This window comes from Bdellovibrio bacteriovorus HD100, assembly GCF_000196175.1.
Lineage (GTDB): Bacteria > Bdellovibrionota > Bdellovibrionia > Bdellovibrionales > Bdellovibrionaceae > Bdellovibrio > Bdellovibrio bacteriovorus.
On record NC_005363.1, the window covers coordinates 2,830,784 to 2,857,701 of the forward strand.

Below are 26,918 nucleotides of genomic sequence, written 5' to 3' on the forward strand. Positions count from 1 at the left end.
CCCCTTTTGCCAAGTTTCTGACTATAGTGCGCCTCATGCAAGATCTTCTTATTATCCAGCACGAAAATGACACTCCTCCGGGCACCGTTCTGCTTTGGGCGAAACAACAGGGACTAAAACCCCACGTCTGGAATATCGCCACCGAACCGGCTCCGTTCAAGCCTGAAGACATCAAGGCTTTGATCATTTGCGGCGGCACCATGGACACATTTGAAGAAGATCTGCACCCGTGGCTGATTGACGAAAAAGTCTTTATCAAAAAATGCGTGAAGCTGGGAATGCCGGTCTTCGGTCTTTGCCTGGGCAGCCAGTTGCTGGCGGAAGTTCTGGGCGGGCGCGTGTATGCTGCCGGCAAATGGGAAATCGGCTTCGTGCCGGTGACTATGAAAGATCAGACCACTCCGTACACGATGAACGTCTTTCACTGGCATCAGTGCACTTTCGATCTGCCTCCGGGCGGCGAGTTGATGGCGACAAATGACTTTTTCCCGAATCAGGCTTTCCGCTGGGGCACCCATGTGGTGGCCACTCAGTTCCACCCCGAATCCACTTTGGAATGGATCCACGAGTGTGCTGATTCCGTGACACCGGAACACACGGGCCTGGTACAAACAAAAAAGGAGATGCTTGAAAGCATCTCCTTGCAACAGCCCATGCAGGACTGGTTCTTTAAAACTTTGACTCAATGGTACCAAGTCTAGTGATTAAACACGCGGCCGCACAGTCGTGCCGCACCCGTTTCACGCTGCTTATCCATAGAAACCATTTTTAGGAATCCGTTATCCACTGACAGTAATTTATAGTCACGCGTGAAGTAACCCATCTTGTGCTTCACTTTGGTTTCTGGATCTTCGTAGATACTGCGATCGATCACAGTGCGTGCAGGAATGTCCACACCTGTTTGACGTTTTACCTCAGCTTCAAATTCCGCAAAGAAGTCACGGCCCCACTTATCATAGCTGTCCGCCGAACTCTTGTCGTTGCGATAGTCGATCCAGCTTGGTGGCTTGTTACCATGCAGGATTCCGACAGTCATACCCATGTCGCCCCTCATGATATTGCCCTTTTCCCAGATATCAATGATATCGGTGCGTTTGATGGCCTTGAAAAATTTCTCGTACAAATAAGAATCACCGAAATCGCGCAGAACGATTTTACCCGTCGGCTTGTTACGCTCATCCAGCTCCACCAGGAAGTTCTGAGAGTGCGGGGAATCATAACGAATCCCGGTCGCCACAAAGAACTCTGCCAGCGCGCGCGCCAAAGGCTTATTGTAGTTTTCGTTCCAATAAGACGCCGGATCTGAAGAACCGTTGGCTTTTGCCAGCTCACGGCCCAGGTTTTCGTGCATGATCGAGAAGCCCGGAACATAGCGTTTGCCTGTGCCCGGAAGTTCTTCGTAAGAACGCACAATCATACCCATATCAAAACGTTTGATACCAAAAGCGATCGGTTCATCCAATACGATGGAATGCTGCAACGGCGGCTGCGACTTCAGACGCTCGATTACATAGTCAGAAATTTTACGGATCTGAGAAGCATCATCCCAGGTTTGTTTCTTGTCGGCCCAGTAGCCACCTGTCCGGTTCGTAGAAGTCTTCAAAGAAAACTCGGCCCCCGTCACAGGGTCCACCAGGATATAGCTGCGGGAAGCGGTCATATAACCTTCAAAATAGGCTTTCTTAACAGGCTCAATGCCGTTGCGAAGCAGGAATACCCGAACCGCCTTTTCCCAACGGGTGTCCTCGGGGTTTAAAACCCAACGCACATATTTTTCGCCATCACGCTCAAAGGTCAAAGCTTTGACGTAATCGGCATTGGCGTCAATCTTCAGATCGGCTTCCAGAATTCTGAGTGGAATTTCATAGTGGTGGATGACTTTCTTTTCATTGCTTCGTGTGGCCACCGCATTGGCCTTGGTTTCATACAAAACCAAGTCGCGCATCTCGTCGGTGATGGCCAGGGCAAGTTGAGACCACAGCATCGATGCAACAACAGCCGAGCCAACAAAAGTCTTGAATACTTTCATCTCAAAATCCTCCACGAATGGTTCGACAGTCAGGATTTCAAGTGTTGTTCCAACCCAAGCCTCAAAAAAACGGGGGAACAGCTTTCACTGTTCCCCCGCAGAAGTTTTTTTGTTTTACAGATGTCAGATTCCTGACAGTCTCAGAATGAGACTATCGCATTTTTGGCATCGTGGATTTGATCCAGTCAGCATAATAAACGGCGTTGGTGTAAACACCCACGCTGTCGCACAATGCACTGCCACGGCTGGTAACACCGAACAAATAAAGCTGCCCGTCTTGTTCCACGTAAGCCGGCCCGCCAGAATCCCCTGAACACGTGCCGTGACCTTTGGATTCATCCAGACGAACTTCAGTTTCTTGCACAGAAGAGATCGGCGCATCTGTTTCACGCAGGATGCCGTCACCAAACATTTCAACTGTCATGCAGTGTTTCAGGTCTTCATCGCAGATCACTTCACCGTACTCCAGAGCCTCGTCCAGATTTTTGACCTTTTTTGCATCTACCGGCTCAGTCACGACATCATTCACGCCATAACCCGCCAAATGCACCTTCAGACCACGACGAAGAATGCTGTCATCCTTCAAAAGCGGAACGGGCTTGTATCCCGGTGGCAAATCTCCACGGAATTTAATCAGAGCAATATCGCCGTAGTCGGTTTCTTTCTCTTCCTGCTCTTCAGGTTTGTAACTGCCATGGATTTTATAGTCCGTGACCGAGCGGGTGTAGAGCTGAACAATGTCCTGCTCTCGGGCCGCCATCAGTTCATCCGCGTTAACACCGAAAACCAGGCGAATTTTGCCAGGCTTCAGGCCAATCACACAGTGTGCTGCCGTCAAAACATAGTTTTCAGCGATAATGGAACCCGTGCAGATGCCGTTATTTTGCAGGTCCATAATGGCCACGATACCTGATGCCACTTTAGAACCTTCAGCAACCAAAGTTCCGCCCATAATACCTGTGGAATCTTTGGAACCAACCTGAGGACGATCAGAAAGTCCACAGGAAGCCAAAACAATGGCTACCAATGCCAATAGAATACGATTCAAATGTGCCTCCCCCAAAAGAGCGGCTCTTATATGTAGGACCTTACCAAACGGCAACACTTTTTTAAAAAAAGGCGAGGTGCCCGACATGTTCTTGAGTTCTCCCTATGAAAGAATAAAATTCAGGGTATGAAAAACTTTTACCAAGACGGCCCCCAGCTTTCGAACACCTTCCGCTCCGATGAAGCTCTTCAGAAGATCCTGAAGTCCCTGTTACCTGCTGACGCCCAGAAAGTGGCACTTCCTCACCTTGAACACCTGGGTGAACGAGCTGTCACCGACATGCTGACTTGGGCCCAAGAAGCTGAATCCCAGCCGCCGGTTCACGTGCCTTTTGACCCATGGGGTCGAAGAATCGATGACATCAAGACGTCGCACGGCTGGAAGGCCCTGGAAAAAGTCGCGGCGGAAGAAGGCATTGTAGCCACCGCTTATGACCGACGCTTTGGCGCCGCCTCTCGCGTATATCAAATGGCACTGCTGTATCTTTATTCTCCAAGCTCGGCGATCTTTTCTTGCCCGCTGGCGATGACCGATGGAGCCGCCCGTGCGCTGGAGCTTTACGCTGACGCCGATTTAAAAGCCCGTGTCCTGCCTCATCTGCTGTCCCGTGATCCCAAAACCTTTTGGACTGCGGGCCAATGGATGACAGAAAGAACCGGCGGTTCTGATGTCAGTGGCACTTCCACCGATGCGCACCCCTTCACCGGCACCAGCGAGTTTGGCGCGACCCATTCCCTGCATGGGACCAAGTGGTTTACTTCGGCGACAACGTCACAGATGGCGCTGACTCTGGCTCGTCCTGACGGGGCGGCCCCTGGGTCCCGCGGTTTAAGTTTGTTCTTCCTGGAGCTTCGCAATGACAAAGGCGAACTGAATCATATTCAGATTCACCGCCTAAAAGACAAGCTGGGCACCAAGGCCCTGCCAACGGCGGAACTGAGCCTGCAGGGAACACCGGCCCGCATGATCGGCGGCGTGGGCGAGGGTGTGAAACGCATAGCCAGCGTTTTAAATATCACCCGTATCTACAATTCCATCTGCGCTGTCGGTCACATACGACGCGCACTGGATCTGGCTCAGGATTACTCCGGAAAACGCCAGGCCTTTGGCAAACTGCTGAAAGACCACCCCCTGCACAAATCAACCTTGGATTCGCTGGAAGCAGACTTCCGCAAATGCATCGCTTTTAGCTTCTTTGTGGCAAATCTTCTGGGACAAGAAGAAGTCGGCGAAGCCTCCGCCTCTGAAAAAATTCTGCTGCGGGTCCTGACACCGATTCTGAAACTTTATACCGCCAAAAAGTCCATTCATATTTCCAGTGAGGTCGTCGAGATGTTCGGCGGCGCAGGTTATGTGGAAGACACCGGCATTCCCCGCCTGCTGCGTGATGCTCAGGTTTTCTCTATCTGGGAAGGCACCACCAACGTGCTGTCTTTGGACATGCTGCGCGCCTTTGAAAAAGATCAGGCCGGCCAGATTCTGGAGCAGTTCCTGGTTCTGAATGAGGCGGGCTCTGAAGAGCTGGTTCGCCTGCAAAAGCTTCTGACCCTGAGTGGGGAACAAAAAGAGCAACATGCCCGGGAAATCGCGTTCCTGATCGGCAACGCCGTGGCCCGTATCGCTATGAAGAAGTATTCTTTATAGTTCGCAGCTGTCCTTGGTCCTTTGGGATTAAGGGCAGCTTCCTTGTTTGCACACGCGGATCTTCCCAGTGAAATTGCCACTGGAGTGCTTTGGATCTCGCTTTAGCTTTGCACCACTTTTTTCGCGGAACTTGAATTCAAAAACACAAAATCTTGGAACCTGCGAGCTGTCCTGATTTAAAATCAGCTCTTCCTTTACAAAGCGAACAGCATCACCACTATTTGCCCCGGCGCCATAAAACAGGGTTTCATAGCTGCTGTCATCTTCAACACGTCCTGAGGGAGGGGCGGTGTCGCTTTTCTTCCGGGGTTGAGTATGATTGCCACGGTCACGTTGGTCGCAGACATACGCGAAGCTGACTTCATCCAGGGCCCTGCCATAGTTTGATCCCGCCAGGGAAACATCCAGACGGTACTTTCCTTCGGACAAGTCCTGTACCTGCTCATCCTTGCTGGTTTTTTGCTTCAGCAATTCTTCCGGGCCCGCGTAACAGAAAGTCACGGCATACTCGGCCCCCAGGGACTCACTTCCCAACGCGATATCAATATTGCGAAGCTGGTTGCCAAAAGAGTCTGTGGACGGAACAAGGCTGTCCCACTCGGGACCTCCTGCCACGCTTTGAACTTTGCCATTTTTGGTCTCTGCCACCAGCAGATCCCCATGATTTGATTTGCTACGACAGACACAGGCAGCATCCCCAGGCTTGATGTTTTCAGGATGGCAGACTTCCCCTGTGGAAAGGCTGAAGCACTCCTGCTCGCTGCCCGTTGAAACATGTCGAATACGGGCGTTACAGGCATAAAGCTGCTCGCCGGTTACACTGTCCACCACAGTCTGAATGTCCGTGGTGGTCCCTGATGCGGAAATAACGATGAAAACACTGAATAAAAACACCAGGAGCTTCATGTCTTACCTTTCACAGCGCAGACTTGGGAAGTCCCCTGACTGCATAGGATAACTTTTAAAGACCGGCGAATTCTTCTGCATCCGGACATCTGTCAGCTCAACATTTCCACCCGCAGGCTCCATGGTGGCCGTGAATTCCAGGACCAAACGCTGATGAAACTTACTTTTCCCCAGGCGCATGCAATTTGCGCCATCCGCGCAGGCACGGTCGTAATAAGGCGGCCAGACGGTCGAGGCGATAAGCCCTTCCAGACCCTCCATGGTTTGGGACAGACTGACAGTCTGATTGTTGCTGTGAAGACCGCCCATTCCTGCAAACGTCGGAATGATGCCCAAATCTCCCAATGTGGAGATGGCAGGAATGACATCCACACCGACGGTGGCGCCTTCAGTGTCAAACAGACGCACCAGCATCTGCTTTAGACCGTTCAAATAAATCGCATAGTCGTCCGTCGGATCCTGAAATGTCGCCACCAGACGATACTTGGCACCAGCTTGGAAAAGGCGATCCGGAATACGATAACTGACACCCTTCATCACGCCTTGCCAATTCGGAGGCACCAGCCCCCCGTCCCACCATTCTTCAATCAGCTCTGGGCGGGCTGATTCACGCAGGCGGAACAACTCAACCTGGCCCACGAAAGGTTGCATAAAGTTGGAGGAACTGGAACAGGTGACACCCGCACATGAACGGTCCGCTATATTTGACACCAGGAAGGAAAGATCAATCTGAGTCCTGTCTTCGCGGGAGCGAATAAACACGGGTCCCCAGTCACCATCCACCGTATAACTGGTCGTGAAACGAGGCACCCCAGCGCCAAAGTCTTCGGACAAGGGCAAAAGCCCGGGTTTAGGAGTGATACTAATATGAACAGGACGGCTGCCGACGTGGCGAACATCCGTTGTGGTCCCGGAATCATCTCCGGTCACAAGAGTGTCGAGGTTGGCATAGATGTCCTGAGCCTCAATGCCCATGGCATCAAGATAGGATGGATCCAGACATTCTTTTTTTAGAAGTGGCTGGACCGCATAGTCATTTTGCGCACGAATTTTAACAAAGCACATGCTTCCACGCATCAGTACAGCACTGCTATCGATACGGGTGACTTCGCAGAAAGGTTGCTTTTCATTTACAACCAAAGCACCACCACGGGTGTCGGCGACACGCAGGTCTATACAGCTGCGCAGGAATTTATACTGTCGCTCAAAGTTATCTTTGGTCACTTGCGGCTTGAATGAAGAAATAGATCTGGAATTTTGCAACTGACAAGAGCCTGGATCATAGGAATTGAAGATATAACTGTCTTTGACTTCGGAAGATGCGCCCCATTGGACAGCCCCCAGGGACAACATCAGAAAACGACCCGCTTCTTCCTGGCACTTCACCACGCGAGAACCCGTGATCGTTTCTTGTCCTTTATAATCCCCCCAAGAGTTCGTCTCGGGGGAAATATTGATTTGAATTTTGTCTTCATTTTCAACGATGCAGGCAGCACGGCCCCAGGGCCCGGCCAGCATTATTGTAAGACCCAAAAGGAGAGACAGGTGTCCCCTGCTTCCATGGCGTTTTGACGCTTTAACTTCCACATTCAACATACCTATCTCCCTTTTTAAATTCAGAACCTATGACTAATTAGTGACAGTCTTTGCAACCGTTTTCCAAATGAGCCATTTCAACTTTTGTGTGAGTGCAGATATCTGCACCATGCTTTTGCCATTTTCTGTGTTTGCCGTATTTGCTCAAACCGTCTTTTTCCTCAAACACATAACGGATTTTGCAGTACTTCGCCGCGCCACCTTTGTAGTCCAGCTCTTTGTATTGCTTGTCGATGATCTTCTTGAATGTAGAAGAATTTGCCGTCCAGGAATCAGACTCATACTCGTAGTCTGTGTACGTTGGGTTGAAGTTGGTCAGGAAATAGTCGTTAAACTGTGGCACGTAGTGCAGTTTATCGTCTTCATCTTTACAGTAACCTTCTTCACAAGATCTGTCTTGGGTATTACAGATGATGTAAGCCTTCATTTTCAGATCAGCAAGATCGCTGTAGCCATCGCCTTGAACTTTCAGACCGTAGTCTGTCACAGAAGCTTCAGCAAGAAGGTTCCATTTGGTTTCGAAGTGGCTGTAGTCGATCTGAGATCCACGATAGCAGATATCAACGAAGTACTTGGCATTGTAAAGCTCACTGCCCAGGTTGAAGGAAAGCTTTTCCAAAACCTTGTGGTAAGCTGTTTTTTCGTCAAACAACTTGTTGAAAGTCGTGCCAGAGCCGGAAACCACATCTGTGTGTGGATCCACGGAATCACCCCAAGGTCTCCAGTTCGCATGGAAATAGTTTCCATTTTTGCGGCCTTTGGACGTCGTGCACACGCAGTTGTTTTTATCATCTTCCTTGCCGCCACCTGGACCACCATGGCCAGGTCCACCGTGACCACCGGACCAAGTCATGAATTCAGGAAGTACAGATTTTGGTTTTGGACCGTGATGATCATCCTTTTCCTCTTCACCACCTTTACAATCCAAACCCACGCAATCTCCAGAGCACTTCTCATGAGTGATTGCAGTGTAACACGCGACTTTGTCGCCTTCATGTGGATCATGAGTGGTCAAACCAGCATTACACGGATAGATACTAGGACCTGAGCTGTTGACTCGGAAGCTGTAAGTAACCTGGATGGCGTTTGCCTGCATTGCCATCAGGGTGACGGCTGTCGTAGCCATCGCTGTGAACAAACGTTTCATGTTGTCTCCTTCCCATTTAAGGGTGTTGTTGTAATAAACTGAAAAATCAGTTCAGTTTAAAAATAATAGGTGCACTCAAAGGACGATTTCCGATGCCAGGCTGACGAGGCTGAACCTCGAAAGCGGAGGTCTGTCCGGCATTGTTGCGGCAAAGCACATAGCTAAGCGCCATCGGCTGATGAACTTCATCCAGTTTCACGGCCAGCAAGGCTGACTCGGCCGCGTCCCCACAGAAGGCGCCAAGCTCTTTGGCAAAAGCTTCACCACCAACGGGCGTGTAATAGTTAAAAACACTCTTAATATCCAAAAGAACATACCTCTCAGTTCCCAGATACTTCACAAGAACCTGCCGGTCGTTCAGCTCTTGAGAGATCGCATAGGTCTTGGAAATCTCTGTGAACAACTGCCGCAGCAGCGGAGAGGTCGTACCCGCGCAGTTGCGACAGTAAGGCTCTGGACGCTGACAGGCCGTCGGGTTCTGGCACAAGCTTTGGCAGTGTGACGACGTAGCGGTTTCACAGCTGATTTTCGTCATCTTCACATACTGACCGCCGGGCTGTTTTACGTAGCCACTTTCCACCAGGAAGGCCGATGCCGGCACAGTCAGAAGCACTATCGAAGTCAATAGAAGAACCGTCCACTTTTTCACTAGAAGCCCCAGAAGTTATGGCCGATGGTTTGACGGCAATCTTTGCTCATGCCGTACATGCCCCCGAACTTTTCATATGTTTTGAACTTTTTCCCATCTTCAGAACAGCTGTACTTCACACGCACTTTGCCATTGCAATAGTCCGACTGAATGATCACTGCCGATGAAGGTGTCGTGTTACCGTTGGCATCGGTCAGCTCTTCCATTTCCAGATGTTTCACTTTCTTCCCAGTGTATCTCTCGAAATAGTCAGCGGCCTTCGCAGCACAGATGTTCTGATAGCAGCCAACACCCGCCGCCAGTTGATCCACGCAATGATCTGGAATGCCACCATAGCGCTTGTAGGTCTCGACCACCCTGTTTACATCCACTTCCTGCAGTCGAGGGATATTGACTTTGTCTTTCTTGGCCGTGATATAGCGATGGATACTGCGGAAAAGATAAACGCCCAATTTGATCGGATTCAGAGGCATGCCACCACTGGATACGGAGGCACCGCCTGCCACGCCCACGAAGTTGATAGAACAGCCTCCGCAATAGGACTTGCTTACTGGAGGAGTGCTGACCATATCCCCTGGAGAACGACCCACGACATCGCCACCATCGCGAATTTTGCAATAGTTCACGGAAATTCCGTTAAAGGCATAGAAGCTAAAGTCCTTGGCACTGTTGGGAGCAATGGACACCGCACAGGGGGCTCCCATCAAAGGACCGAAGTCCGCCAGCAGAGCGACCTCCATTTTTTCCTTTTGAATCTTCGGATCAAACTTCACCGCACCGTTTTTAATAAGCGCATTCAAACTGGTCACTTTGGGTGGTCGGAAGTCCACATCAATGTACAAAGGCAGCGCGTTCCAACCGAACAGCGCGGTGCTGGCCAGATCAGCCATCAGGCGCTTGTTAGCCCGACGTGTCTGAAACCAAGGATCATAAACCTTACAAGCCTTCAAATCAGCATAGGGATTGAACACATCCGGAGTCGACACTGTGGAATTGACAGGCAAAAACGCATCCGCGTATTTTGCAACTGCGTACAGGTCGACCATAGATTTTATAAGCTTGCGCGAACAATCGATGGCCGAAGCGCAAATTGAATTGCCCGGCTCACTGACACGGGTTGCATCCCACACCAGCAAGGGCGCACCAAACTTCATCGGCTGCACATCCGCAGCGGCAATCGTCGCAGGAGGCGGAAGCTGAAGTAATTCCCGAGCCCACGCGTGGAAGCCATTTTTATTAACAGTGTAACCGGTGGCATTCCAGACTTTTTCACGCTCAAGGCTGTCACAGAAAGAAACGATGTTTTCAGCGACTTTATCAAAGTAACGAGTTGCATCGGCCAACTGGACCTGCGAGCCCTGGAATGAGCGCTGCATGACCTCCAGCTGCTGAACCTTGTCGATCCCGGTTTTCATAAAGTCCAGTCGCTGATCACCTGCCAAGCGAGCCTCGGTGCAAAGATAGTAAAGCTCATCACGATGCTGGTTGGAATAGGTCTTGGCAAAGGCCAGTGGACGCACAAACTCTGTCAGCTCCGCCGGAGTCATGGCCCCGCCAATGATATTTAGGAACTGGATGGCACTCTGAACACGGTTCTTCATCGAACCCCGCGCAGTCACATAGTTCTTGCGGAAGTTTTCAACCCAGTCAGACGCATCATCATAACTGCGGGTTCCCAGGAAATCGTCATTTACATCCCGGGGTCCACGATTCAACACGTCGTCTTCGGGACCTTTCGGAACTTCTTTACGATGTTCAGTTTCATCGCCATCGGGCCGAGCCAGTTCACGGATGCTGTTCATCGAAAGAGTGGCAGCATCACACTCGGGCTTTTCAATACTTTTACACCCGTTGGGGATCATCATGATGGATTCTTCAAGAGCAATGGAACGGAACATCTGGCCGTACTCAGGCGCCACTTGAAGTGGGATATTGGAATATCTCCAGGCAAAGGAAAGATAGATTTTCACACTGTTCCAGAAATCGAACCCTACGCGGCCGAATTCAACGGACCGAGGAATTTTCAAATCAAGCTGAATGATGGAATTACGCGAATCCAGCGTCGCATCAGCACTTTCACAGTCCGTGATGTACTTGTCCCTGGCAATAGCGGCCTGAGCCACAGACAACAAGACTGACTTGTCGACCTCAACAGAGTTCAACTGTTCCTGAAGTGCTGAAAATCTTTTGACATAAAAGCAGGCCACACGATCGACCTTTTTCATGGACATGAAGTGACTGCCATTGAACTTATCAAGACTTTCCCAGCGCAGACCGGCCCCTTCCGAGTTGTCCCAGATTCTGGAAAGATAACCGTTCAGCTCGGGGCAATAGGTTTTGTTCTGGCATTTTTCGGCAATGGCGTTATATCCGGTCAAGGTGGACGTCTTAAGGTTGGTCGGAAGCAGCGGAAGCTGCCCGGCCATTAGCTTATTCATGATCACTTTGGTCAGGCGGGTCACGGCAATACGAAACTGCTGCATGCCCTCTGCACTCATTGCTTCCGCATTCGAGCCAATATTTTTACCCAGGGAATACACAAGCTTCCCGGCATTGTATCCGTCCACCACAATAAAGGCGGACTCTGTGGGAACTTCAGAGTCTACGGCACATTGCGCACGATTGGTAATTCTCAACTTGTTCAGCTGAACCGGAGTTGACGTCGCCTGCGCATCTGCGCCCGATGCCATCATCCAGATCACCGCCATCAATATCACTTTGCCCATAGACCCTGCTTCCTTCATCTAAAATCTCTAGTTAAGACCACTGCTGCACGTGCTGACTTTGTTCAGCATCGTTGTATAGAACAACACGACCGTCTGATCAGCCGGAGAGAAGTTTCTTTTCACGGAGCCGTCAGAGTTCACCATGTTGTACAGATAAGTATTCACGAAACGATAGACTGCCGGAGTCACCAGAAGATTGGAGCGGCATTTGTAGTTCTTGTAAGTCACGGTGATGCTGGCATAACCGTTGTTGTCATTGCCGTTGTCATAGTCACCGATATAGATCGTGTCACCATCACCACCGTTGGCACGGCCATAACCAACCTGGAACTGCACAGTCCATCCCGAACCACTGCTGTCCTGACCTACGATTTTACAAAGATTGCCAGAGCAGGCGATTGCCATTTCATTCTCAATCTTTTTCTGCAACTCAGCTTCAGAGTACTGAGGCAGCGGTCGTGGATCAAACTCACCCGTGCCATCATCAAATTCATTCGCAGTCGCCTGGAAGGCTGTTGCCACCAATACCGCTGCAAGAAGCGCCTTGAGTTTCATACTTCACCTCGCCTTTCATTTTCCTTTTCCGTTTCCATGATTGGAAATTTTTTAGTGCGAGATCATTTCTACCAACGTGCCAAAAGCGTATTCAAACTACAGATCAGCAATTAAACAGAATGTAATTATCGTTCGCAGATGTTCGGCGAAAAAAAAGAAAAGGCCGCTGGTGTTCACCAACGGCCTTTAGCGAGAACACTTCTCTAACCAGGGGTTAGAAAGTGACTGGCATCATGTGAGGAATTTTCCCAGCGTCGGAATTTCCGATGATCATACCACGCACTTTGGAGTGACGAGTGGCTGGCTGGAATGGAAGTCCTTTGTAGTTCGGAGATTGAACTGCCGGCACCCAACGGCCGGAACCATTCACCATCCATTCGCGGAAGTACATGTTGATGTGAGTACCTTCAACCAAGTAGTCGATTGTGGTGCCCGCACCCGCAATGGCCATCGCCGCACGGAATGTGAACAGATTCTCTGCCATGCCTTCACCGAAGCTGCCGTATGCAGCCGCAAAGGCCTTAGGATCGGAGTTCATCGTTTTGTACATGGTTTTCAAAGCATAGTACATTTTGCTTGCTGCTTCGGCCGTTTTCTTGGTCGTGACGTTCACGCAAGAGCCAGGAAGACGTGCCCCACCATCCATCAAACACAGATCGTAAGGATCGTTGCGCTCGTTGAAGTAAGAGTAAATCTGATCCGTGGACTTGTCGATGAAGGCGTCCTGACTCATGGTCTGCGCCGCTCTCATCAGTCTCATGGTGTTTTCGTCACTGAAGTTCACGTTGAATTCAATGCCTGTATAACCAAGATCTGCATCTGGAACGCCCACCATCAGGGAATCCAGGCCGGTCTTTTTAACCAGAGCATAGATACCGGATCTTAGACGTTTGCCATTGGAGCTTTCATGCTTGAAGGCATAGGAATAAGTACCGAACATGCTTTCCATGCGCGCCTTGCTGTCCCAGTTTTGAACAGAGTACTTGGCACCATAGAACATGAAGTCTTTTTCTTTATGCTTGAACCAGAAGCGGCTGTCTTCGGAATCAGAGTAGATACCGTAGTGAACAACAGCGGTGTTGCGGTCCAAATGCATTTCAGATGTGGTGTAAGAGTTGATCTTACCTTTGCTGTACGTTTTGTCCCAAATGATTGGCAAAGCCAAAGATTTGCTGACAACACGGCCCGTCGCCACGGATCTGAATGTTTCAACCTTAACAACTGGTGCACGCTCAACCAAGTTTCTTGGTTTGTCGGCTGACAATGTCTCTGACGCCAAAACGTTCCCGCGGATCACGTCTTCGTAGGCTTTACGGCCGGTGTCGGTCGTCAAGTCAAACAGGAACGAGAATCCGTCGTCTGAAGATCTGAACTCACTCAAGCTCAGGGTCAGGATGGATACGTTGGTGAACATAGAGAAGCTGTTCAGCTTACCTTTGGACATTTTTACGTAAGCACGGTCAGAGCCGACTTTTTCCACGTAAGTTTCCCAAGTACCGTTCGCCAGCTTCGCAACCCCTGCGCCCACCGGACCGAAGCCCGCGCCTGCAGAGAAGATGATTCCACCGTGACCGATGTAAGTGATGCTGTCACCCGGATCCCAAGTGTCAAGATCGGCAGCATCCTTAGGAACAGACCAGCGACCACCCATATTACGGGCTTTGTCCAGAGTGCTCACATAGCGAACAGACTCTGTCTCTTTACCCATGATTGGCAGAACGCCGACATAACCCCAGAAGTGCTGACGCAAACCTGTGGCATTGTCGAACCAGAAGCGCACTTGCGCACCCAGCCCCACTTCGATCGCGCCGTAAACGGTTTTTTGGAAACCATCACGATAATCGCCATAGATCAGAGTATCGGAAGTTGGACGGTAGTCGTACTTCACAATAGAGCTTGGCTGCACGTTTCTGAAGTGTGGAGTCAGATTCACGATGTACTGACCATAATCGAAGCTCAGGTGGAACAGAGGCTTCAATTTGGCTCTGAGTTTGTTTTTCTCTTCTTCTTTGAATCCAGTGGAGCTGGAGGACGTCGCAGTGGACTCTCCGGTCGTGGACGTAGAAGTAGAGGATGATGAAGAACTGGAGGACGACGTCACTTCACCTGTTGTGGACGTCGTCACAGAAGTGGACGTTGCCGTCGTCACTGTGGTTGACGTGTCTGGATTGTAAGTGGTTGCAGTTGAAGTCGGTCCGTATGTACTAGTGCTTGGACCATAAGTCGTCGCAGTAGTGTATCCAGTTGAATAGCCGGTCGATGTATAACCAGTTGATGTATAACCAGTTGACGTATAACCGGTCGTGTAGCCCGTTGAGTAACCAGTCGTATAGCCCGTAGTATATCCTGTGCTATAGCCGGTGGTGCTACCTTTATGGCCATTGTGCCCATTGTGGCCGTTATTTCCGTTGTTTCCGTTGTTTCCGTTGTTTCCGTTGTTTCCGTTGTTTCCGTTGTTTCCGTTGTTTCCGTTGTTCCCGTTGTTCCCGTTATTCCCGTTATTTCCGTTATTTCCGTTATTTCCGTTGTTTCCGTTGTTCCCGTTATTTCCGTTATTTCCGTTATTTCCGTTATTTCCGTTGTTTCCGTTGTTCCCGTTATTTCCGTTATTTCCGTTATTCCCGTTGTTCCCGTTGTTCCCGTTATTCCCGTTATTCCCGTTATTCCCGTTATTCCCGTTATTCCCGTTATTTCCGTTATTTCCGTTATTCCCGTTATTCCCGTTATTCCCGTTATTTCCGTTATTTCCGTAAGAACCATTACTGCCTTTGGTTCCGTTCGTGCCGTAATTACCGTTATTACCGTTGTTACCGTTATTACCGTTATTTACGTTATTACCGTTATTACCGTTATTTACGTTATTACCGTTATTACCGTTGTTGCCATTATTTACATTGTTGCCGTTATTACCGTTGTTGCCATTATTTACATTGTTGCCGTTGTTGCCGTTGTTACCAAGAACCCCGTTGTTTCCCAGTACAGCATTATTGCCGTTGTTGCCATTGTTGCCATTATTACCGTTGTTACCATTATTGCCATTATTGCCGTTATTACCTAGAACCCCGTTACTACCGATAATTCCGTTATTACCGTTGTTACCGTTGTTGCCATTGTTGCCATTATTACCGTTGTTACCAATGGCCTGAATAACCTTGGAGTTAAGATTTACGAATCCTCCGCGGCCCCCAACTTCAACTACTTGTGTGTCTTTCTTGACGGTATTATTTGCCGGTTTATTCGCAAACGCTACGTTTGCAATCATCGACATACCCGCCAGGAAAATCACTTTCCCTGACATCCCACCCATTACGTTCTCCTTTTTTGCAGCCTTCGCCCGCGACAATGGAAAACAATCCACCGCTGCAGACAATGACCGGTTTAATTTTTCTTCGAGCTGACAGAATTTTTAGAACGCAGAAAATATTTTTGACACTTAAATAAATCATAATTTCAGCCATTTAATTGACACTCCAGAAATGTGTTATCCAACACTTCAATTTCCGTACTGCCTCGGGCTTATAAGCGGATAACTTGCAAAAGCGTAAAGAACTATTCCAAGAATTCTATGTTAAGAACCATATCCAATAATTTTTTAAGGAAACTTCACCCAGAGGAGAAAAGCGATGAAACTGAAAGAAAAGCTGAAGTTTGCGTTCAATCAGTCAAAAAAAATCATCATAATGACCTTCTTTACTCTGAATGTCGGCATCATGGTCGTCGATGGACTGCCGGACCAGAGCAAACTTGGCGAAAAATTCATGTCACTTGTGAAGCGTTATCAGGCCTTGGTGATGCTTTATCAGCCCTGGGCGATGTTTGCCCCGAACCCGATGAATACCAACGCATTCATAGAAGCAGACCTTAAGTTTGACGACGGCTCAACGGGCGTCTGGAAAATGCCACGTCCTCTGATTATTAAGGGCCCCCGCAAAGTTCTGACCGGAGACCGATATCGGCTGCTGGGACAAGAAACTCTGCTGCCCAATCAAAATGAGCTGGTGTGGTTTGATGTTTCACGATTTGTCACCCGGGAAGTAATGCTTGCAGAAAGCGCCGGAAAAAACCGCATCCTTAAAGAGATCACTTTTAAAAGATATCAAAGCCGAGTCACGCCTCCACCAGAAGCCCCCATGATCCCGCATGGAACTCTTAGCAACAAATACGATATTGAAACAATCTTCGTCTATACACCGACATTTGAAAGGATCCGCCATGAAGCTACGAACAATCACCAATAGCATTGACGAGTTTCTTTTCAAACCGCAGCCCGTCTACAGCGTCGCCCTTTTGCGAATTGGCCTGGGCCTGCTTTTGTTGTTCAACTGGCTGATGATCTATACGGACCTGGAGATTCTCTTCGGACCTGATGGGATTGTTTCACTGCAGACTGCACAACAATACGGAAACCCACTGCGCTTTTCCTTATTTGACTACATGCCGAACACGTACAAAGTCACAGCCACACTTGCCTTCGTGCATCTGCTGGCGGTCCTAGCTTTGACCTTCGGCGCGTGGACAAGGACGTCCATTCTTATAGCCTTTATCACGTTAATTTCTTTTCATCACCGCAATGGCTTTATCATGAACAGCGCTGACTCTGTTTTAAGGGTTTTTCTGTTTCTGCTCTTGTTCACGCCGTGTGCCGACGCCTTTTCTGTGGACCGCTGGAGACTCCGCCTGAAAGGAAAGGCACCTGAAGTTCCTGCCGAAAAGGCCCCTTGGGCCTTGCGGATGATTCAGATTCAGTTCTGTATCATCTATATCGCCACGGTTCTTTTCAAAATCAAAGGGGATCGCTGGGTGGACGGCACCGCGGTCTATATCGCCACCCGTCTAGACGACTTTGTCCGGTTCGAACTGCCCCTTCTGAACAGCATGGTTCTGATCAAATGCATTACTTGGTCAACTTTGTTGGTTGAGTTCGCCCTGGGAACTCTGGTGTGGGTGAAAGAGCTGCGCTATTGGGTCCTTCTTGCCGGCGTCGGTCTGCATTTGGGAATTGAGTTCACCATGTCCATTCCGGTTTTTGAATGGGCCATGATCGTAGTGATGATCAGTATGGTAGACTCCCGGGATATCGAACGGTGGATCGAAAGACTTCAAGAACACCGAAAAGCCACAACAAACCTTCCAGAGTCAGCAGTTTCATAGAATCCAGATACAAAAAAAGCCGCTGTCACCAGCGGCTTTTTTGTTTTTACTTGGCTTTAGCCATTATCTGCGGATGCCAGGACAGCATACTTGAAAACAACTTTCCCTCTTTCGCCAGAGTCAGCCAATCTTTCAAATCCTTCGGGTCCACCATGCAAATCATTGTGATAATCATGATCCATTCAAACATCGGGATATTCATCGAAAGCTCAATACCCAAATGCAGACCTATTCCCGCCAGAATCACCCAGTAACGCAGCTCCCGAATCCAGATCAGCGTCCCCAATGCCAACTCCACTGCCAGGGTCGACCAGGTCAAGAATTTGATGACCGCAAGATTATTTAAAAGTCCCAACGGCATTCGCACAAACTCGTCAAGACGAGTGGCAGTATAAACGGCTGTCCCGTCCGCCCACAGCGGACCCTTCATCTTGAACATCACAGTCGCGATATAGATGATGCTGAATTGAATCTGCATTAGACGCAGACCCCAGGGGGCCTTTTCCAATGGCTCTGCCGGCGCCAGGCCCTGCCGCACCTTCCACCAGCGATCCACCGACAGCCAGTCCCCACAAGGGGTCAGGAACAAAAGAAATAGGAAGTTGCGAATCACGATATCCGAACTGTTCAAAACAAAGACATTGCGGTTGTGGAACGAAATCAGGGTGAAAAATGCCACAGCAATTGAGGTGCGGGTAAAGATCCCCAGCAGGACCCCCATCACCGCCCCCAGATGAACCAGTGCCAGCAACGCCGGCACCCGCGGATCTGGCGGCAGCAGTTCAAACAGACTGAAGCGGAACGCCCCGCCCATCTTCAAAGAAGTCTCCAAAGAAAAGATGCCCTCCACACCCCAGAACGTGTCCAGATGGCTCCAAACCATGATCCAATTGATCAACAGAACCACTCCGAACAAAACTCTCAGCAGCGCCACAGTGTGCACGGGCTGGGGTTTAAAAAAGAAGTCATTCAAACCACTAGTGAGAGTTGCTAGCTTCATAACGAGGTCCTCCGGTGGGTTTAAAGTGGAATACACTTTCGCTGCTGTAAGCAGTGCTCAGCTGTCCATGAGGGATAAACACCTGGGTCGGCGGCTGAACGACGTTGGTGTGGCGATAGAAGTAAAGCTGTTCAAATTCGCGCTTGCGACCGAGTTGTTCAAGTTTGGCCACTTCACGCGCCACATAGCGGGAAAGATCAAACCAAAGCTCTGATTTTTCCATCGGCAACAGATTGTCCTGCTGGTACTTGCGATAGCGTTCACCGGCGGTGAATCGATCCCAGCTGTCCAGCTGTGACGCCCGCGGGAAGGTCCACTGTTCTGTTGAACCATCTTTGAATGTAATCGTCGCGGTTAAATAAGAATTTATCGACGCCGGATTGGGTGCAAACATGCTCCAGGGCTGATCCAGGCCAAAGAAAACCTGATACGGTGAAAGAGCCTGCAGAATGCGATCACCGACAGCGCTCCGGTCTGGCAAGGCTGACGTGACCACCATCACGATGTGCCCCATAATAAAGGCTGAAATCAGAACTTTCTTGAGTGCCGCCATGGCGAACCCCCCTGTTGTTGTTGACCAACATCAGGGTTTATCCGAGGCTCCCCGCCTTACACAACAGCATTCACCTTCATCTTAATTAAGAATTCATCAGCTAGATTTCAGCACTTTAAGATTACTCAAAAACTACTTCTTTTTACTGTCACTTTTGATCTCAACAGAATCAGCGGCCATTGTGTATTCAACGGTCACCTTCTGACCGACCTTTAAATCCCCCATCACCTTGGTGTTTGGGTTTCTTTCAATCTCCCAGCGGTCGTTGCCTTTTTGAACGATGATACGAGAATCAGAAAGCTCTACAATCGGACCCGTCACCTGATAGGTCTTGGCAGCAAAAGCATTCATCGAAAGCAGCAAAGCACCCAGCAAAACCATGTTTTTCATATCAGTTCCTTGAATAAGGTGTGTTTGATTACTATTAAAATCAGTCTTGGAAAAATCTCAAATGTGAACCATTAAAAGTGCCTAAGAACAGAGAAAGTGGAGCTATTCTGGAACGCCACCGAACAGGCGTCAATTTTATAGACAGGGGGACTTTTAACGGCACCTTCCACGGGCTCATCTCAAATTTAGGACACTGAAACAGTCAAAAACGCTGGCACATGCCTTGTAAGGAAGGTTCATGGAATTATTGAATGCTCCCGTAATTGAAAGTTGGAAATCATGAAGAAAATTGCAACCGCCCTCTTGATCACCTTCGTAGGACTTCAGAGTTTTGCTGAAAGCCTTTATGACAAAAAGATCAAAGACGTTCGTCTTTATGACATTTTTAAAAAAGAAGGCGTGCCAGAGGCGGCTTTGCAAAGAACTTTCGAATTCCTGGATGTTAATTCCGGCAAAACCATCAAGGTCAAAGCCAAAATTCGTGGTCGCGAAAAGACCTATATGAGCACCCGCGATGTGACGATCAAGTCTGACTTTGTAGCGGTCATTGATTTCTCAAAACCTTCCAGCCAAAGACGCCTTTACATCATGAACATGCAGACGGGTGCCGTGACCAAACACTTCGTGGCCCACGGTAAGGGTTCGGGCGTGAATATCGCGGCAAAGTTCTCTAACATCGACGGTTCCAAGATGTCCTCCCTGGGTCTGTATCTGGGCGGAAACACCTACTATGGAGGTCATGGCGAGTCTTTGAATCTGTACGGCTTGGAAGCTTCCAACAGCAATGCGGCTGAACGTGACATTGTCGTTCATGCTGCCAGCTACGTTTCTGAAGACTACGTAAAAAGCCAAGGCCGTTTGGGCCGCAGCTGGGGTTGCCCGGCAGTTGCTCCCGGCATTATCAAAAGAATGCTCAACAACTTTAAAGACGGCGGCTTGGTGTACGCTTACCACAAGGATCTGACAGCAAGCACACTAAAAGACCCCACCCTGCAAGTCGTGCAAGAGCACGTGGAAGAAGAAGACATTGATCTTCCGGAAGAAGAGGAGAGCGTTCGCAAAAACCCAACGGCGGCTACTCCAAAAACCAACAGCCTGCCAACCGGAATCGCCGAAGTTCAATCGGTTCCACTGGAACAATCCAGAGACTAAAAAACAAAAGGGCTGCAAACGCAGCCCTTTCTTTTTTCCTAAATCCAATCTCAAATTTCCAATATCTAATTTCTACTGTAGTCGTCCTGGTAGCGGACGATATCATCTTCCCCAAAGTAAGTTCCCAGTTGAACCTCCACAAACTCCAGCATTTCACTGGAATTGTTGCGCATGCGGTGCTTCGCCCCCAACGGGATGTGAACGTGACTGCCAGCCTTCACCGGAATCACCTGATCATTTAAAACCACTTCGCCGGACCCCTGAGTGATCGTCCAATGTTCCTCACGTTTGGCGTGAGACTGATACGACAACTGGGAATGCGGATTCACACGGATGATTTTGGATTTAAAGTTTTCGGTGTCCTTCAGAATTTCGAAGTACCCCCAAGGGCGATACTCATAGACATGCTCTTTCACCAGCGGGGACTTGGCTTGAGTCAAAGTCTCTACCACATGGCGCACATCCTGGGACTGGCCTTTTTTTACCAGCATCAGGGCATCCTTGGTATCCACAACAATCACGTCTTCCAAACCAATCATAGAGTAGTTCTTGGTCGGTTCGCCAAAGACGAAATTATCCTTTCCTTTGACATTGATGATGTCCTGACCTTTTTGCAAGGCGGCCACAGCATCCCAGGAACCCACGTCACTCCAGCCAAAATCCGCTGGCACACAAGCCAGCTCAGCTTCGCTCAGCTTTTCCATGATCGCATAGTCGATGGAAATGCTTTGCACCTGCGCGTAAATGTCTCCCAGATTAGAAGCATCGGCCTTCAGCGCGGAAATCTGATTCCACAAAGTCGGCTGATGTTTTTCAAACAAACTGGCCATGTGAGAAACTTTGAAAACAAAGATCCCGGCATTCCAGCTGAAGCCACCTTGAGAGATAAATTCTTCGGCTTTTTTCAGATCCGGCTTTTCATGGAACTTCACCACAGAATAAGCCTTCAATCCCGCCTGATCCTTCAAGCTGGTTGTCTTGGTCTGAATATAACCGTAACCAGTCTCTGGATAAGATGGTGTGATCCCCAATGTGACCACACGGTTTTCTTTCGCCACCGCAGAGGCAAATTCCACAACTTTCAGAAATGCATCTTCTTTGGTGATCAGGTGATCTGACGGGAAGACCCCGACGATCTCGTCCCCTTTTCCCTGATCCAGCAAAAGCTTGCACAGAGCTGCCACGGCCGGCGCGGTGTTTTTGCCCACAGGCTCGTAAACAACCTTAACGGCTTCGCCTTGGTTGGCGCCATCGCCTTGGTTGGCCTTCAGGTTTAGTTCGGTCAACGTCTGCAGGGCCTTGGAGGTTACAATCCATGGGCTTCCCATACGCAAACATCTTTTCAGGGTCAGAGTCTGTAAAGGCTCCCCGAAAATGTCGCAAAACTGTTTGGGCATCTGCTGACGGGATACGGGCCACAATCGTGTTCCGCTTCCTCCCGATAATATAACCGGTATCAAAACTACCTCCGAGATCAGTCCTCAATCTATATCACCAAAGGCAGTTTATGAGTAATTAAGACCTTACAATGGCTCAATTCGTCAAAAAACTGAGGCTTTTTAGCTGCTTAAAAGCCCGCTTCAAATCGAATTAAAGCCCCCCTAAATCTTTGCACACCCTGACTTCGAGGTAGAGTTCTGCACCGATTTCAAGTAAGACAGTCACCATGGTTAAACACACCAAAAAGCTTTTGGTTCAGTCCACTAAGATTCTTTTTTCGGCCGGCATCATTTACTGGCTGATCCAATCCGGAAAGCTGAACTTCTCTGCACTTAAAAACCTGCTGACACCGACCACGGCGTCTGTGGCATTGCTTTTGGTTTTGCTGAACCTGTTCCTGGCCAGCGAAAGATGGCGCACCCTGATCCGTTCCCAGGGCATGAGCGCTGGCCCCTTGAAAGTCTTTAAGCTCAGCCTGATCGGGTCGTTCTTTAACTTTGCCATGCCTGGCGGGGTCGGTGGCGATGTCATCAAGGCTTACTATCTCACCCGGGCCAATCCCGGCTCCAAAGTCATTGCCGTGACCAGCGTCCTGATGGACCGGGTTCTGGGTTTGTTTGCCATGGTGCTGTTGGCGCTGTTGGTGATGCTTTATGATCTGAACCACATCATGACCATCCCGACCCTGACGACCCTGTTCTGGTTCATTCTGTCCCTGTTCTTTGCGTTCGTGATCGCGCTGGCACTGATCTTTTCCCAAAAGATCTATGAAACCTCCCTGCTTAAGCGAGTCATCCATAAGCTGCCTTTGTCCGAAAAGTTCATGAAGCTTTATGAAAGCATGCATCTTTATGGCAAGGACGGAAAACGCTTCATGCTGGTGCTGTTCCTAAGCCTTCTGTCCCAGGGCTGCTCGATTGTGTTTTTGATCATTGCTGGTAATGCGGCCGGCTTCACAGAAGTTGCGGCGAAAACCTATTTCCTGGTGGCGCCACTGGGATACATGGCGACGGCGATCCCGATCTCGCCTGCCGGTGTGGGTGTCGGTCAGGCGGCGTTCTATTTCCTGTTTAATATCTATAACGGATCAACATCTGAAGTGGGTCCGACTGTGATAACGGCCTTCCAGGTCACCACCTTTGTGGTGAGCTTGCTGGGCGCCTTCTTCTATCTGCGCATCAAAGAACGTGTGGATGCCTCCACACTAGAGGACCTGGGCTAAATTAAAGCGTCAGGTCCGAGAGTTTTTCCAAAACAGTGAATTTGAAATGGGAGTACACGGCCTGATGGGCTTGCAAAGACTTTATCTCTTTGTCGGTCTTTTCTGAAGCCAACAGGTACAAACGCCCCACCCCGGCAGCAAAAGCCGCTTTCAGGTCCGAAGCACTGTCCCCAACCATCACGGATTTTGCCATATTCACACGCAGCTTGTTGTTCACTTTGAGCAGCATGCCATTGCGAGGCTTGCGAAGCCCTGCCAGCAAACGCCCGCGGGGACTGCCTGCCTCGTCGATAAACGCCGACCACTCACAGTCATCAATCCACGCCCCTTGTTGAGCCAGAAGCTGCATCATACGTTGATGCACAGACTGATACTGAGTCCAGCTGATCCAGCCTCGTCCCAAACCGGACTGATTCGTCACCAGCGCCACCCAATAAGACTGCGCATGGGCCTTGTTGATCAATTCGCAAATTCCCGGCAGCAACTGAACGGCTTCAGGGTCTTTGTTATAAGGAACGTTTTTAACAACCACATCATCACGATCCAGGAACAAACATCCTGCCCCGTGCTCACCATCCAGTCCCTGCAGCGCCGACCATTGTCCCCAGTGGGCTTTCAAACTCTGCAAAATCAGCTGCCACTTGTGCAGACTTAAGTCAGCAAAGGCATAGTCCCATTGATGGGATTCAGCCGACGATGCTTCCGCCCCCAACAAGACCCGTTGACCATTCAGAATTGCATCCAACGAGGTCAGGACCGATTTTTGATTGGACTGGAACATGACCAAATCTTCAGGACGTGTGACATACTTTTGCGCCAGCAGATCTTCCGCCGTGCGCGTGACGAACGGAATCTCCCCGGCAAAGTCCTGCACCAATGGCTGCTGCCATTGCGACAATGTGGCCGGATTCTGATCAGCAATAAAGACCAGACTTCCACCCAATTGAACTGTTTCAACAATCAAAAGCTCCAGGGGATGTGACATAGAGGCCCAGTTTACGACAAACCGCCCCTTGTGTCCTCGGGTTTCTACTTGCCGCCTTGCATTTATGCTTATTAAAATTCCTGCAGGAGGAAATCCATGACGGCCTTACTGAAGCAGATTTTTAATTTTCTAAAACTCCTCAACTCGGACACGGGGACCAACCAACTGGCTTCCGGCTTGTCCCTGGGAATGATTCTGGGATTCGCCCCTTTTATTTCCATCCAGACCTTTGCAGTCTTTGCGATCATCTTTATCTTCCGCGTGCAAATTGGTGCGGCATTCCTGGCGGCGTTCTTTTTCAAGTTCGTGGCCTTCATGTTTGACGGACCGGCTCACCACCTGGGTAAAGCCGTGCTTGAAACTGAAAGCCTGAAGCCGTTGTTCACCACCATGTACAACATGCCGCTGGTGCCGATGACCCGCTTCAACAACAGCATCGTGATGGGATCCATGATTGTTTCCATCCTTCTTTTGCCGTTTGCATTCTTCGCCTTCAAAGCGCTGATCCTGAAATATCGCGCCACCGTGGTCGCAAGATTTAAAGGCACGAAGTTCTGGAAGGCCTTCACTGCGACCAAGCTTTATAACTGGTACTGCACCTACGACAACCTTTACGGCTAGGACACACAGCACATGACAACACCTGAAACAACACCCGTAAAAAAGAAAAAAGAAAAAGGCCCGATCCGCTGGGAAGCCATCATTCCGTTTGTGATCATCTGTGCGGTGATTGGCCTGTACTTCCACTTCTTCTTCGATGCTCACCTGCGCAAGGGCATGGAATGGGCCGGATACAAAGCTGTCGGCGCAGAAGTGAATATCGCCAAAGTGGAAACCAGCTTCTTCGAGGCCAGCCTGCGCATTCAGGGTATCGAAGTCACTGACGCAGAAAAGCCAACCCACAACTCCCTGAATATCGGCGACATCCGCTTCTCAATGCTGTGGGATGCCTTGTTGCGCGCCAAAGTGGTTGTGAATGAAGCCGTCGTTGAACAAATCGCCTTTGGTGTGAAGCGTGCCCGTCCGGGCCGCGTGGCTCCACCAGAGCCGGTATCCAACGAACCCGGCTTTGCTGACAAACTGAAAGAACAAGCCATCAGCGAAGCCCAACAACAAGCCGGCGACAGCGTTCTGGGTGACGTGATTGCGATGCTGACCGGGACTGACGCGAACGTGCAACTGCAAAAGCTTCAGGATTCTTTGCCGTCCAAAGCCATGCTGGAAAGTTTTGAAAAAGACCTGAAAGCCAAACAAGCCACTTGGGATGCCCGCATGAAGTCCTTGCCTCAAGGAAAAGACATCGAGGCTCTGAACAAGCGTCTGAACAGCATCAAGTACAAGGACTTTAAAACTCCGCAAGAGCTGCAGTCTTCTTTACAGGAGCTGGATAAAGTCTTTAAAGACGGTGATGCCATGTACAAACAAGTGCAGGGTGCCGGCAATGATCTGCAAAAAGATCTAAAAGCGCTTGAGGCCCAGTACAAGGAAATCGAAAAGCAGGTCAAGACCGACATCAAAAGTCTTGAGCAGCATTTCCGCATTCCTAAGCTGGATGCCAAGTCCATGTCGATGGCGATCTTCAATCGTTATCTGGGACCGTACAAAGCCAAGTTCTTCCGCTACAAGGCCATGGCTGAAAAGTACATCCCGCCAAATCTGCTGAACAAGAAGGAAAAGGATCCGGAGGATATTCCACTTCAACCGCATCCGCGTGAAAACGGAATCAGCTATGAGTTCGGCCGTCCGAATTCTTATCCTCTGGTATGGATCAAACGCACGGCGGTCAGCTCTCAGGCGGGTCTGACTCCGGATGCGGGGAACATCAAGGGTGAAATCCTGGATATCACGACTCACCAGAAACTGATCGGCAAACCCACTGTGGCCTCTTTGTCCGGTGATTTCCCGTCCAAGGAAATCATGGGCTTCCTGGTGCGCCTGTCTTTGGATAATACCAAGCCTGACAGCATCGTTGATTATCGCTTCAAGGTGGATTCTTATTCCATCACCGGTAAAGAGCTGGTGCAGTCCCCGGATGTGCAAATTGCCTTTAATAAAGCCAAGGGCAGCATCGGCATCGAAGGCAAGATCGTGGGCCTGAAGGACATCTCTGTGAACATGGATAACAAGTTCACCCAGATCGAATACGCTGTTGGATCCAAGAACGAAATCGCCGACCAGATCCTGAAAGCAGTCTTTGCCGGCATCCCGGTGGTGACACTGACGGTGGATGGTCAGGGCATCTTCCCGAACATCCCCTTGTCGATCAATTCCAATTTGGGGCCGGAACTGCAAAAAGGATTTGAAAAACAAATCCAGGCCAAGATTGACGAAGCCCGCAAAAAAATCGAGGCCTACGTCAATGAAGAGATCGGCAAACAGCGCGCCCGCGTGGAAGCCGAGATCAACAAACTGCGCGGTGATCTGGATAAGGAAATCAAAAAAGCCGAAGGCCAGCTGAACGAGCAGAAAAAGCAAGCGGAAGCCCGCGTGAATCAGGCGAAAAAAGACGCCGAAAACCAAGGCAAGAAGCAGCTTGAAAAAGAAGGTCAGAAAGCTGTTGATGAATTGAAGAAAAGATTCGGACTTTAAGATTTCAAATTTTCTGACAACGCAAAAGACACCCCCAAAAAGGGTGTCTTTTTTTGTCTAAGATTTCAGCACGGTCCTGTAAAGATCTTCGACGGTAACACGTAACTTGCTGTTTTCACTTATCAATTTTCCTCAC

General features: G+C 49.6%; 22 protein-coding genes. 8 read left to right on the plus strand and 14 right to left on the minus strand.

Annotated features, from left to right (window positions below; all coding sequences use genetic code 11):
• The first annotated feature begins 35 nt into the window (after positions 1-35).
• Complete coding sequence (locus tag BD_RS13380; RefSeq protein ID WP_038450170.1) at positions 36-701, plus strand: type 1 glutamine amidotransferase; 666 nt, start codon at positions 36-38, stop codon at positions 699-701.
• On the opposite strand, the gene BD_RS13385 is transcribed toward BD_RS13380, so the two are convergent.
• Positions 698-2,029, minus strand: coding sequence for a hypothetical protein (locus BD_RS13385; RefSeq protein ID WP_226987829.1), 1,332 nt, complete (start codon positions 2,027-2,029; stop codon positions 698-700). The two genes, BD_RS13380 and BD_RS13385, sit on opposite strands and share 4 nt — an antisense overlap.
• A gap of 151 nt (positions 2,030-2,180) precedes the next feature.
• Positions 2,181-3,077 carry a S1 family peptidase gene (locus BD_RS13390; RefSeq protein WP_231839182.1) on the minus strand — a complete coding sequence of 299 codons (897 nt, stop codon included), beginning with the start codon at positions 3,075-3,077 and terminating at the stop codon, positions 2,181-2,183.
• A 126-nt stretch (positions 3,078-3,203) separates the two neighbouring features.
• On the opposite strand from BD_RS13390, the gene BD_RS13395 reads away from it, so the two are divergent.
• Positions 3,204-4,721, plus strand: a complete 1,518-nt coding sequence (locus BD_RS13395) for an acyl-CoA dehydrogenase family protein (RefSeq protein WP_011165305.1) — start codon at positions 3,204-3,206, stop codon at positions 4,719-4,721.
• Between the two features lie 27 nt (positions 4,722-4,748).
• Here BD_RS13395 and BD_RS13400 read toward each other — a convergent pair whose 3' ends face one another.
• The 7 genes from BD_RS13400 to BD_RS13430 form a co-directional block, all read right to left on the minus strand.
• A complete protein-coding gene (locus tag BD_RS13400) occupies positions 4,749-5,627 on the minus strand; it encodes a hypothetical protein (protein WP_011165306.1) in 879 nt (292 codons plus the stop codon).
• Between the two features lie 3 nt (positions 5,628-5,630).
• Positions 5,631-7,223: a hypothetical protein gene (locus BD_RS13405; RefSeq protein ID WP_011165307.1), complete on the minus strand. Its 1,593-nt coding sequence runs from the start codon at positions 7,221-7,223 to the stop codon at positions 5,631-5,633.
• Positions 7,224-7,260: 37 nt separating this feature from the next.
• On the minus strand, positions 7,261-8,370 hold the full coding sequence (locus BD_RS13410) for a hypothetical protein (protein ID WP_011165308.1): 1,110 nt from the start codon (positions 8,368-8,370) through the stop codon (positions 7,261-7,263).
• A 46-nt stretch (positions 8,371-8,416) separates the two neighbouring features.
• The gene (locus BD_RS13415; protein ID WP_011165309.1) at positions 8,417-9,019 is read right to left on the minus strand and encodes a hypothetical protein; all 603 of its coding nucleotides are present in this window, start codon (positions 9,017-9,019) and stop codon (positions 8,417-8,419) included.
• Positions 9,019-11,745, minus strand: a complete 2,727-nt coding sequence (locus tag BD_RS13420; RefSeq protein WP_041583610.1) for a hypothetical protein — start codon at positions 11,743-11,745, stop codon at positions 9,019-9,021. Before BD_RS13420 ends, BD_RS13415 begins: the two co-directional genes overlap by 1 nt.
• A gap of 27 nt (positions 11,746-11,772) precedes the next feature.
• Positions 11,773-12,300, minus strand: a complete 528-nt coding sequence (locus BD_RS13425) for a hypothetical protein (protein ID WP_011165311.1) — start codon at positions 12,298-12,300, stop codon at positions 11,773-11,775.
• Positions 12,301-12,514: 214 nt separating this feature from the next.
• Positions 12,515-15,607, minus strand: coding sequence for a hypothetical protein (locus BD_RS13430; protein ID WP_157865718.1), 3,093 nt, complete (start codon positions 15,605-15,607; stop codon positions 12,515-12,517).
• A 316-nt stretch (positions 15,608-15,923) separates the two neighbouring features.
• On the opposite strand from BD_RS13430, the gene BD_RS13435 reads away from it, so the two are divergent.
• Positions 15,924-16,538, plus strand: a complete 615-nt coding sequence (locus BD_RS13435) for a hypothetical protein (protein WP_011165314.1) — start codon at positions 15,924-15,926, stop codon at positions 16,536-16,538.
• Positions 16,513-17,451: an HTTM domain-containing protein gene (locus BD_RS13440; protein ID WP_041583611.1), complete on the plus strand. Its 939-nt coding sequence runs from the start codon at positions 16,513-16,515 to the stop codon at positions 17,449-17,451. The genes BD_RS13435 and BD_RS13440 overlap by 26 nt, the downstream gene beginning before the upstream one ends.
• 46 nt (positions 17,452-17,497) lie before the next feature.
• Here BD_RS13440 and BD_RS13445 read toward each other — a convergent pair whose 3' ends face one another.
• The 3 genes from BD_RS13445 to BD_RS13455 form a co-directional block, all read right to left on the minus strand.
• Positions 17,498-18,451 carry an HTTM domain-containing protein gene (locus BD_RS13445; RefSeq protein WP_231839183.1) on the minus strand — a complete coding sequence of 318 codons (954 nt, stop codon included), beginning with the start codon at positions 18,449-18,451 and terminating at the stop codon, positions 17,498-17,500.
• Positions 18,429-19,004, minus strand: a complete 576-nt coding sequence (locus BD_RS13450) for a hypothetical protein (protein WP_011165317.1) — start codon at positions 19,002-19,004, stop codon at positions 18,429-18,431. The genes BD_RS13445 and BD_RS13450 overlap by 23 nt, the downstream gene beginning before the upstream one ends.
• A 132-nt stretch (positions 19,005-19,136) precedes the next feature.
• Complete coding sequence (locus tag BD_RS13455) at positions 19,137-19,394, minus strand: hypothetical protein (protein ID WP_011165318.1); 258 nt, start codon at positions 19,392-19,394, stop codon at positions 19,137-19,139.
• Between the two features lie 279 nt (positions 19,395-19,673).
• Between BD_RS13455 and BD_RS13460 the strand changes: the two genes are divergently transcribed.
• The gene (locus BD_RS13460) at positions 19,674-20,546 is read left to right on the plus strand and encodes a murein L,D-transpeptidase catalytic domain family protein (protein ID WP_231839184.1); all 873 of its coding nucleotides are present in this window, start codon (positions 19,674-19,676) and stop codon (positions 20,544-20,546) included.
• Positions 20,547-20,611: 65 nt separating this feature from the next.
• Here BD_RS13460 and BD_RS13465 read toward each other — a convergent pair whose 3' ends face one another.
• Positions 20,612-22,006, minus strand: a complete 1,395-nt coding sequence (locus BD_RS13465) for a mannose-1-phosphate guanylyltransferase/mannose-6-phosphate isomerase (protein WP_011165320.1) — start codon at positions 22,004-22,006, stop codon at positions 20,612-20,614.
• Positions 22,007-22,212: 206 nt separating this feature from the next.
• On the opposite strand from BD_RS13465, the gene BD_RS13470 reads away from it, so the two are divergent.
• On the plus strand, positions 22,213-23,208 hold the full coding sequence (locus BD_RS13470) for a lysylphosphatidylglycerol synthase transmembrane domain-containing protein (protein ID WP_011165321.1): 996 nt from the start codon (positions 22,213-22,215) through the stop codon (positions 23,206-23,208).
• A 1-nt stretch (position 23,209) separates the two neighbouring features.
• Here the strand turns inward: BD_RS13470 and BD_RS13475 are convergent, their stop codons facing one another.
• Positions 23,210-24,193 (minus strand): D-glycero-alpha-D-manno-heptose-1,7-bisphosphate 7-phosphatase, encoded by a 984-nt coding sequence (locus BD_RS13475; RefSeq protein WP_011165322.1) that lies wholly within the window; start codon positions 24,191-24,193, stop codon positions 23,210-23,212.
• Positions 24,194-24,289: 96 nt separating this feature from the next.
• Between BD_RS13475 and BD_RS13480 the strand changes: the two genes are divergently transcribed.
• Together BD_RS13480 and BD_RS13485 are read left to right on the plus strand one after the other, a co-directional pair.
• Positions 24,290-24,814: a DUF2062 domain-containing protein gene (locus tag BD_RS13480; RefSeq protein ID WP_011165323.1), complete on the plus strand. Its 525-nt coding sequence runs from the start codon at positions 24,290-24,292 to the stop codon at positions 24,812-24,814.
• 12 nt (positions 24,815-24,826) lie between these two features.
• On the plus strand, positions 24,827-26,782 hold the full coding sequence (locus BD_RS13485; RefSeq protein ID WP_011165324.1) for a TIGR03545 family protein: 1,956 nt from the start codon (positions 24,827-24,829) through the stop codon (positions 26,780-26,782).
• Positions 26,783-26,918: the final 136 nt, after the last annotated feature.

What these genes read in the sequence shown, in the direction of transcription:
- BD_RS13440 (WP_041583611.1), top strand. Translation starts at nt 16,513, where the DNA reads ATGAAGCTACGAACAATCACCAATAGCATTGACGAGTTTCTTTTCAAA.
- BD_RS13450 (WP_011165317.1), bottom strand. Translation starts at nt 19,004, where the DNA reads ATGGCGGCACTCAAGAAAGTTCTGATTTCAGCCTTTATTATGGGGCAC.
- BD_RS13380 (WP_038450170.1), top strand. Translation starts at nt 36, where the DNA reads ATGCAAGATCTTCTTATTATCCAGCACGAAAATGACACTCCTCCGGGC.
- BD_RS13470 (WP_011165321.1), top strand. Translation starts at nt 22,213, where the DNA reads ATGGTTAAACACACCAAAAAGCTTTTGGTTCAGTCCACTAAGATTCTT.
- BD_RS13420 (WP_041583610.1), bottom strand. Translation starts at nt 11,745, where the DNA reads ATGGGCAAAGTGATATTGATGGCGGTGATCTGGATGATGGCATCGGGC.
- BD_RS13400 (WP_011165306.1), bottom strand. Translation starts at nt 5,627, where the DNA reads ATGAAGCTCCTGGTGTTTTTATTCAGTGTTTTCATCGTTATTTCCGCA.
- BD_RS13410 (WP_011165308.1), bottom strand. Translation starts at nt 8,370, where the DNA reads ATGAAACGTTTGTTCACAGCGATGGCTACGACAGCCGTCACCCTGATG.
- BD_RS13445 (WP_231839183.1), bottom strand. Translation starts at nt 18,451, where the DNA reads ATGAAGCTAGCAACTCTCACTAGTGGTTTGAATGACTTCTTTTTTAAA.
- BD_RS13405 (WP_011165307.1), bottom strand. Translation starts at nt 7,223, where the DNA reads ATGTTGAATGTGGAAGTTAAAGCGTCAAAACGCCATGGAAGCAGGGGA.
- BD_RS13480 (WP_011165323.1), top strand. Translation starts at nt 24,290, where the DNA reads ATGACGGCCTTACTGAAGCAGATTTTTAATTTTCTAAAACTCCTCAAC.
- BD_RS13430 (WP_157865718.1), bottom strand. Translation starts at nt 15,607, where the DNA reads ATGGGTGGGATGTCAGGGAAAGTGATTTTCCTGGCGGGTATGTCGATG.
- BD_RS13455 (WP_011165318.1), bottom strand. Translation starts at nt 19,394, where the DNA reads ATGAAAAACATGGTTTTGCTGGGTGCTTTGCTGCTTTCGATGAATGCT.
- BD_RS13385 (WP_226987829.1), bottom strand. Translation starts at nt 2,029, where the DNA reads ATGAAAGTATTCAAGACTTTTGTTGGCTCGGCTGTTGTTGCATCGATG.
- BD_RS13475 (WP_011165322.1), bottom strand. Translation starts at nt 24,193, where the DNA reads ATGTCACATCCCCTGGAGCTTTTGATTGTTGAAACAGTTCAATTGGGT.
- BD_RS13435 (WP_011165314.1), top strand. Translation starts at nt 15,924, where the DNA reads ATGAAACTGAAAGAAAAGCTGAAGTTTGCGTTCAATCAGTCAAAAAAA.
- BD_RS13460 (WP_231839184.1), top strand. Translation starts at nt 19,674, where the DNA reads ATGAAGAAAATTGCAACCGCCCTCTTGATCACCTTCGTAGGACTTCAG.
- BD_RS13425 (WP_011165311.1), bottom strand. Translation starts at nt 12,300, where the DNA reads ATGAAACTCAAGGCGCTTCTTGCAGCGGTATTGGTGGCAACAGCCTTC.
- BD_RS13395 (WP_011165305.1), top strand. Translation starts at nt 3,204, where the DNA reads ATGAAAAACTTTTACCAAGACGGCCCCCAGCTTTCGAACACCTTCCGC.
- BD_RS13485 (WP_011165324.1), top strand. Translation starts at nt 24,827, where the DNA reads ATGACAACACCTGAAACAACACCCGTAAAAAAGAAAAAAGAAAAAGGC.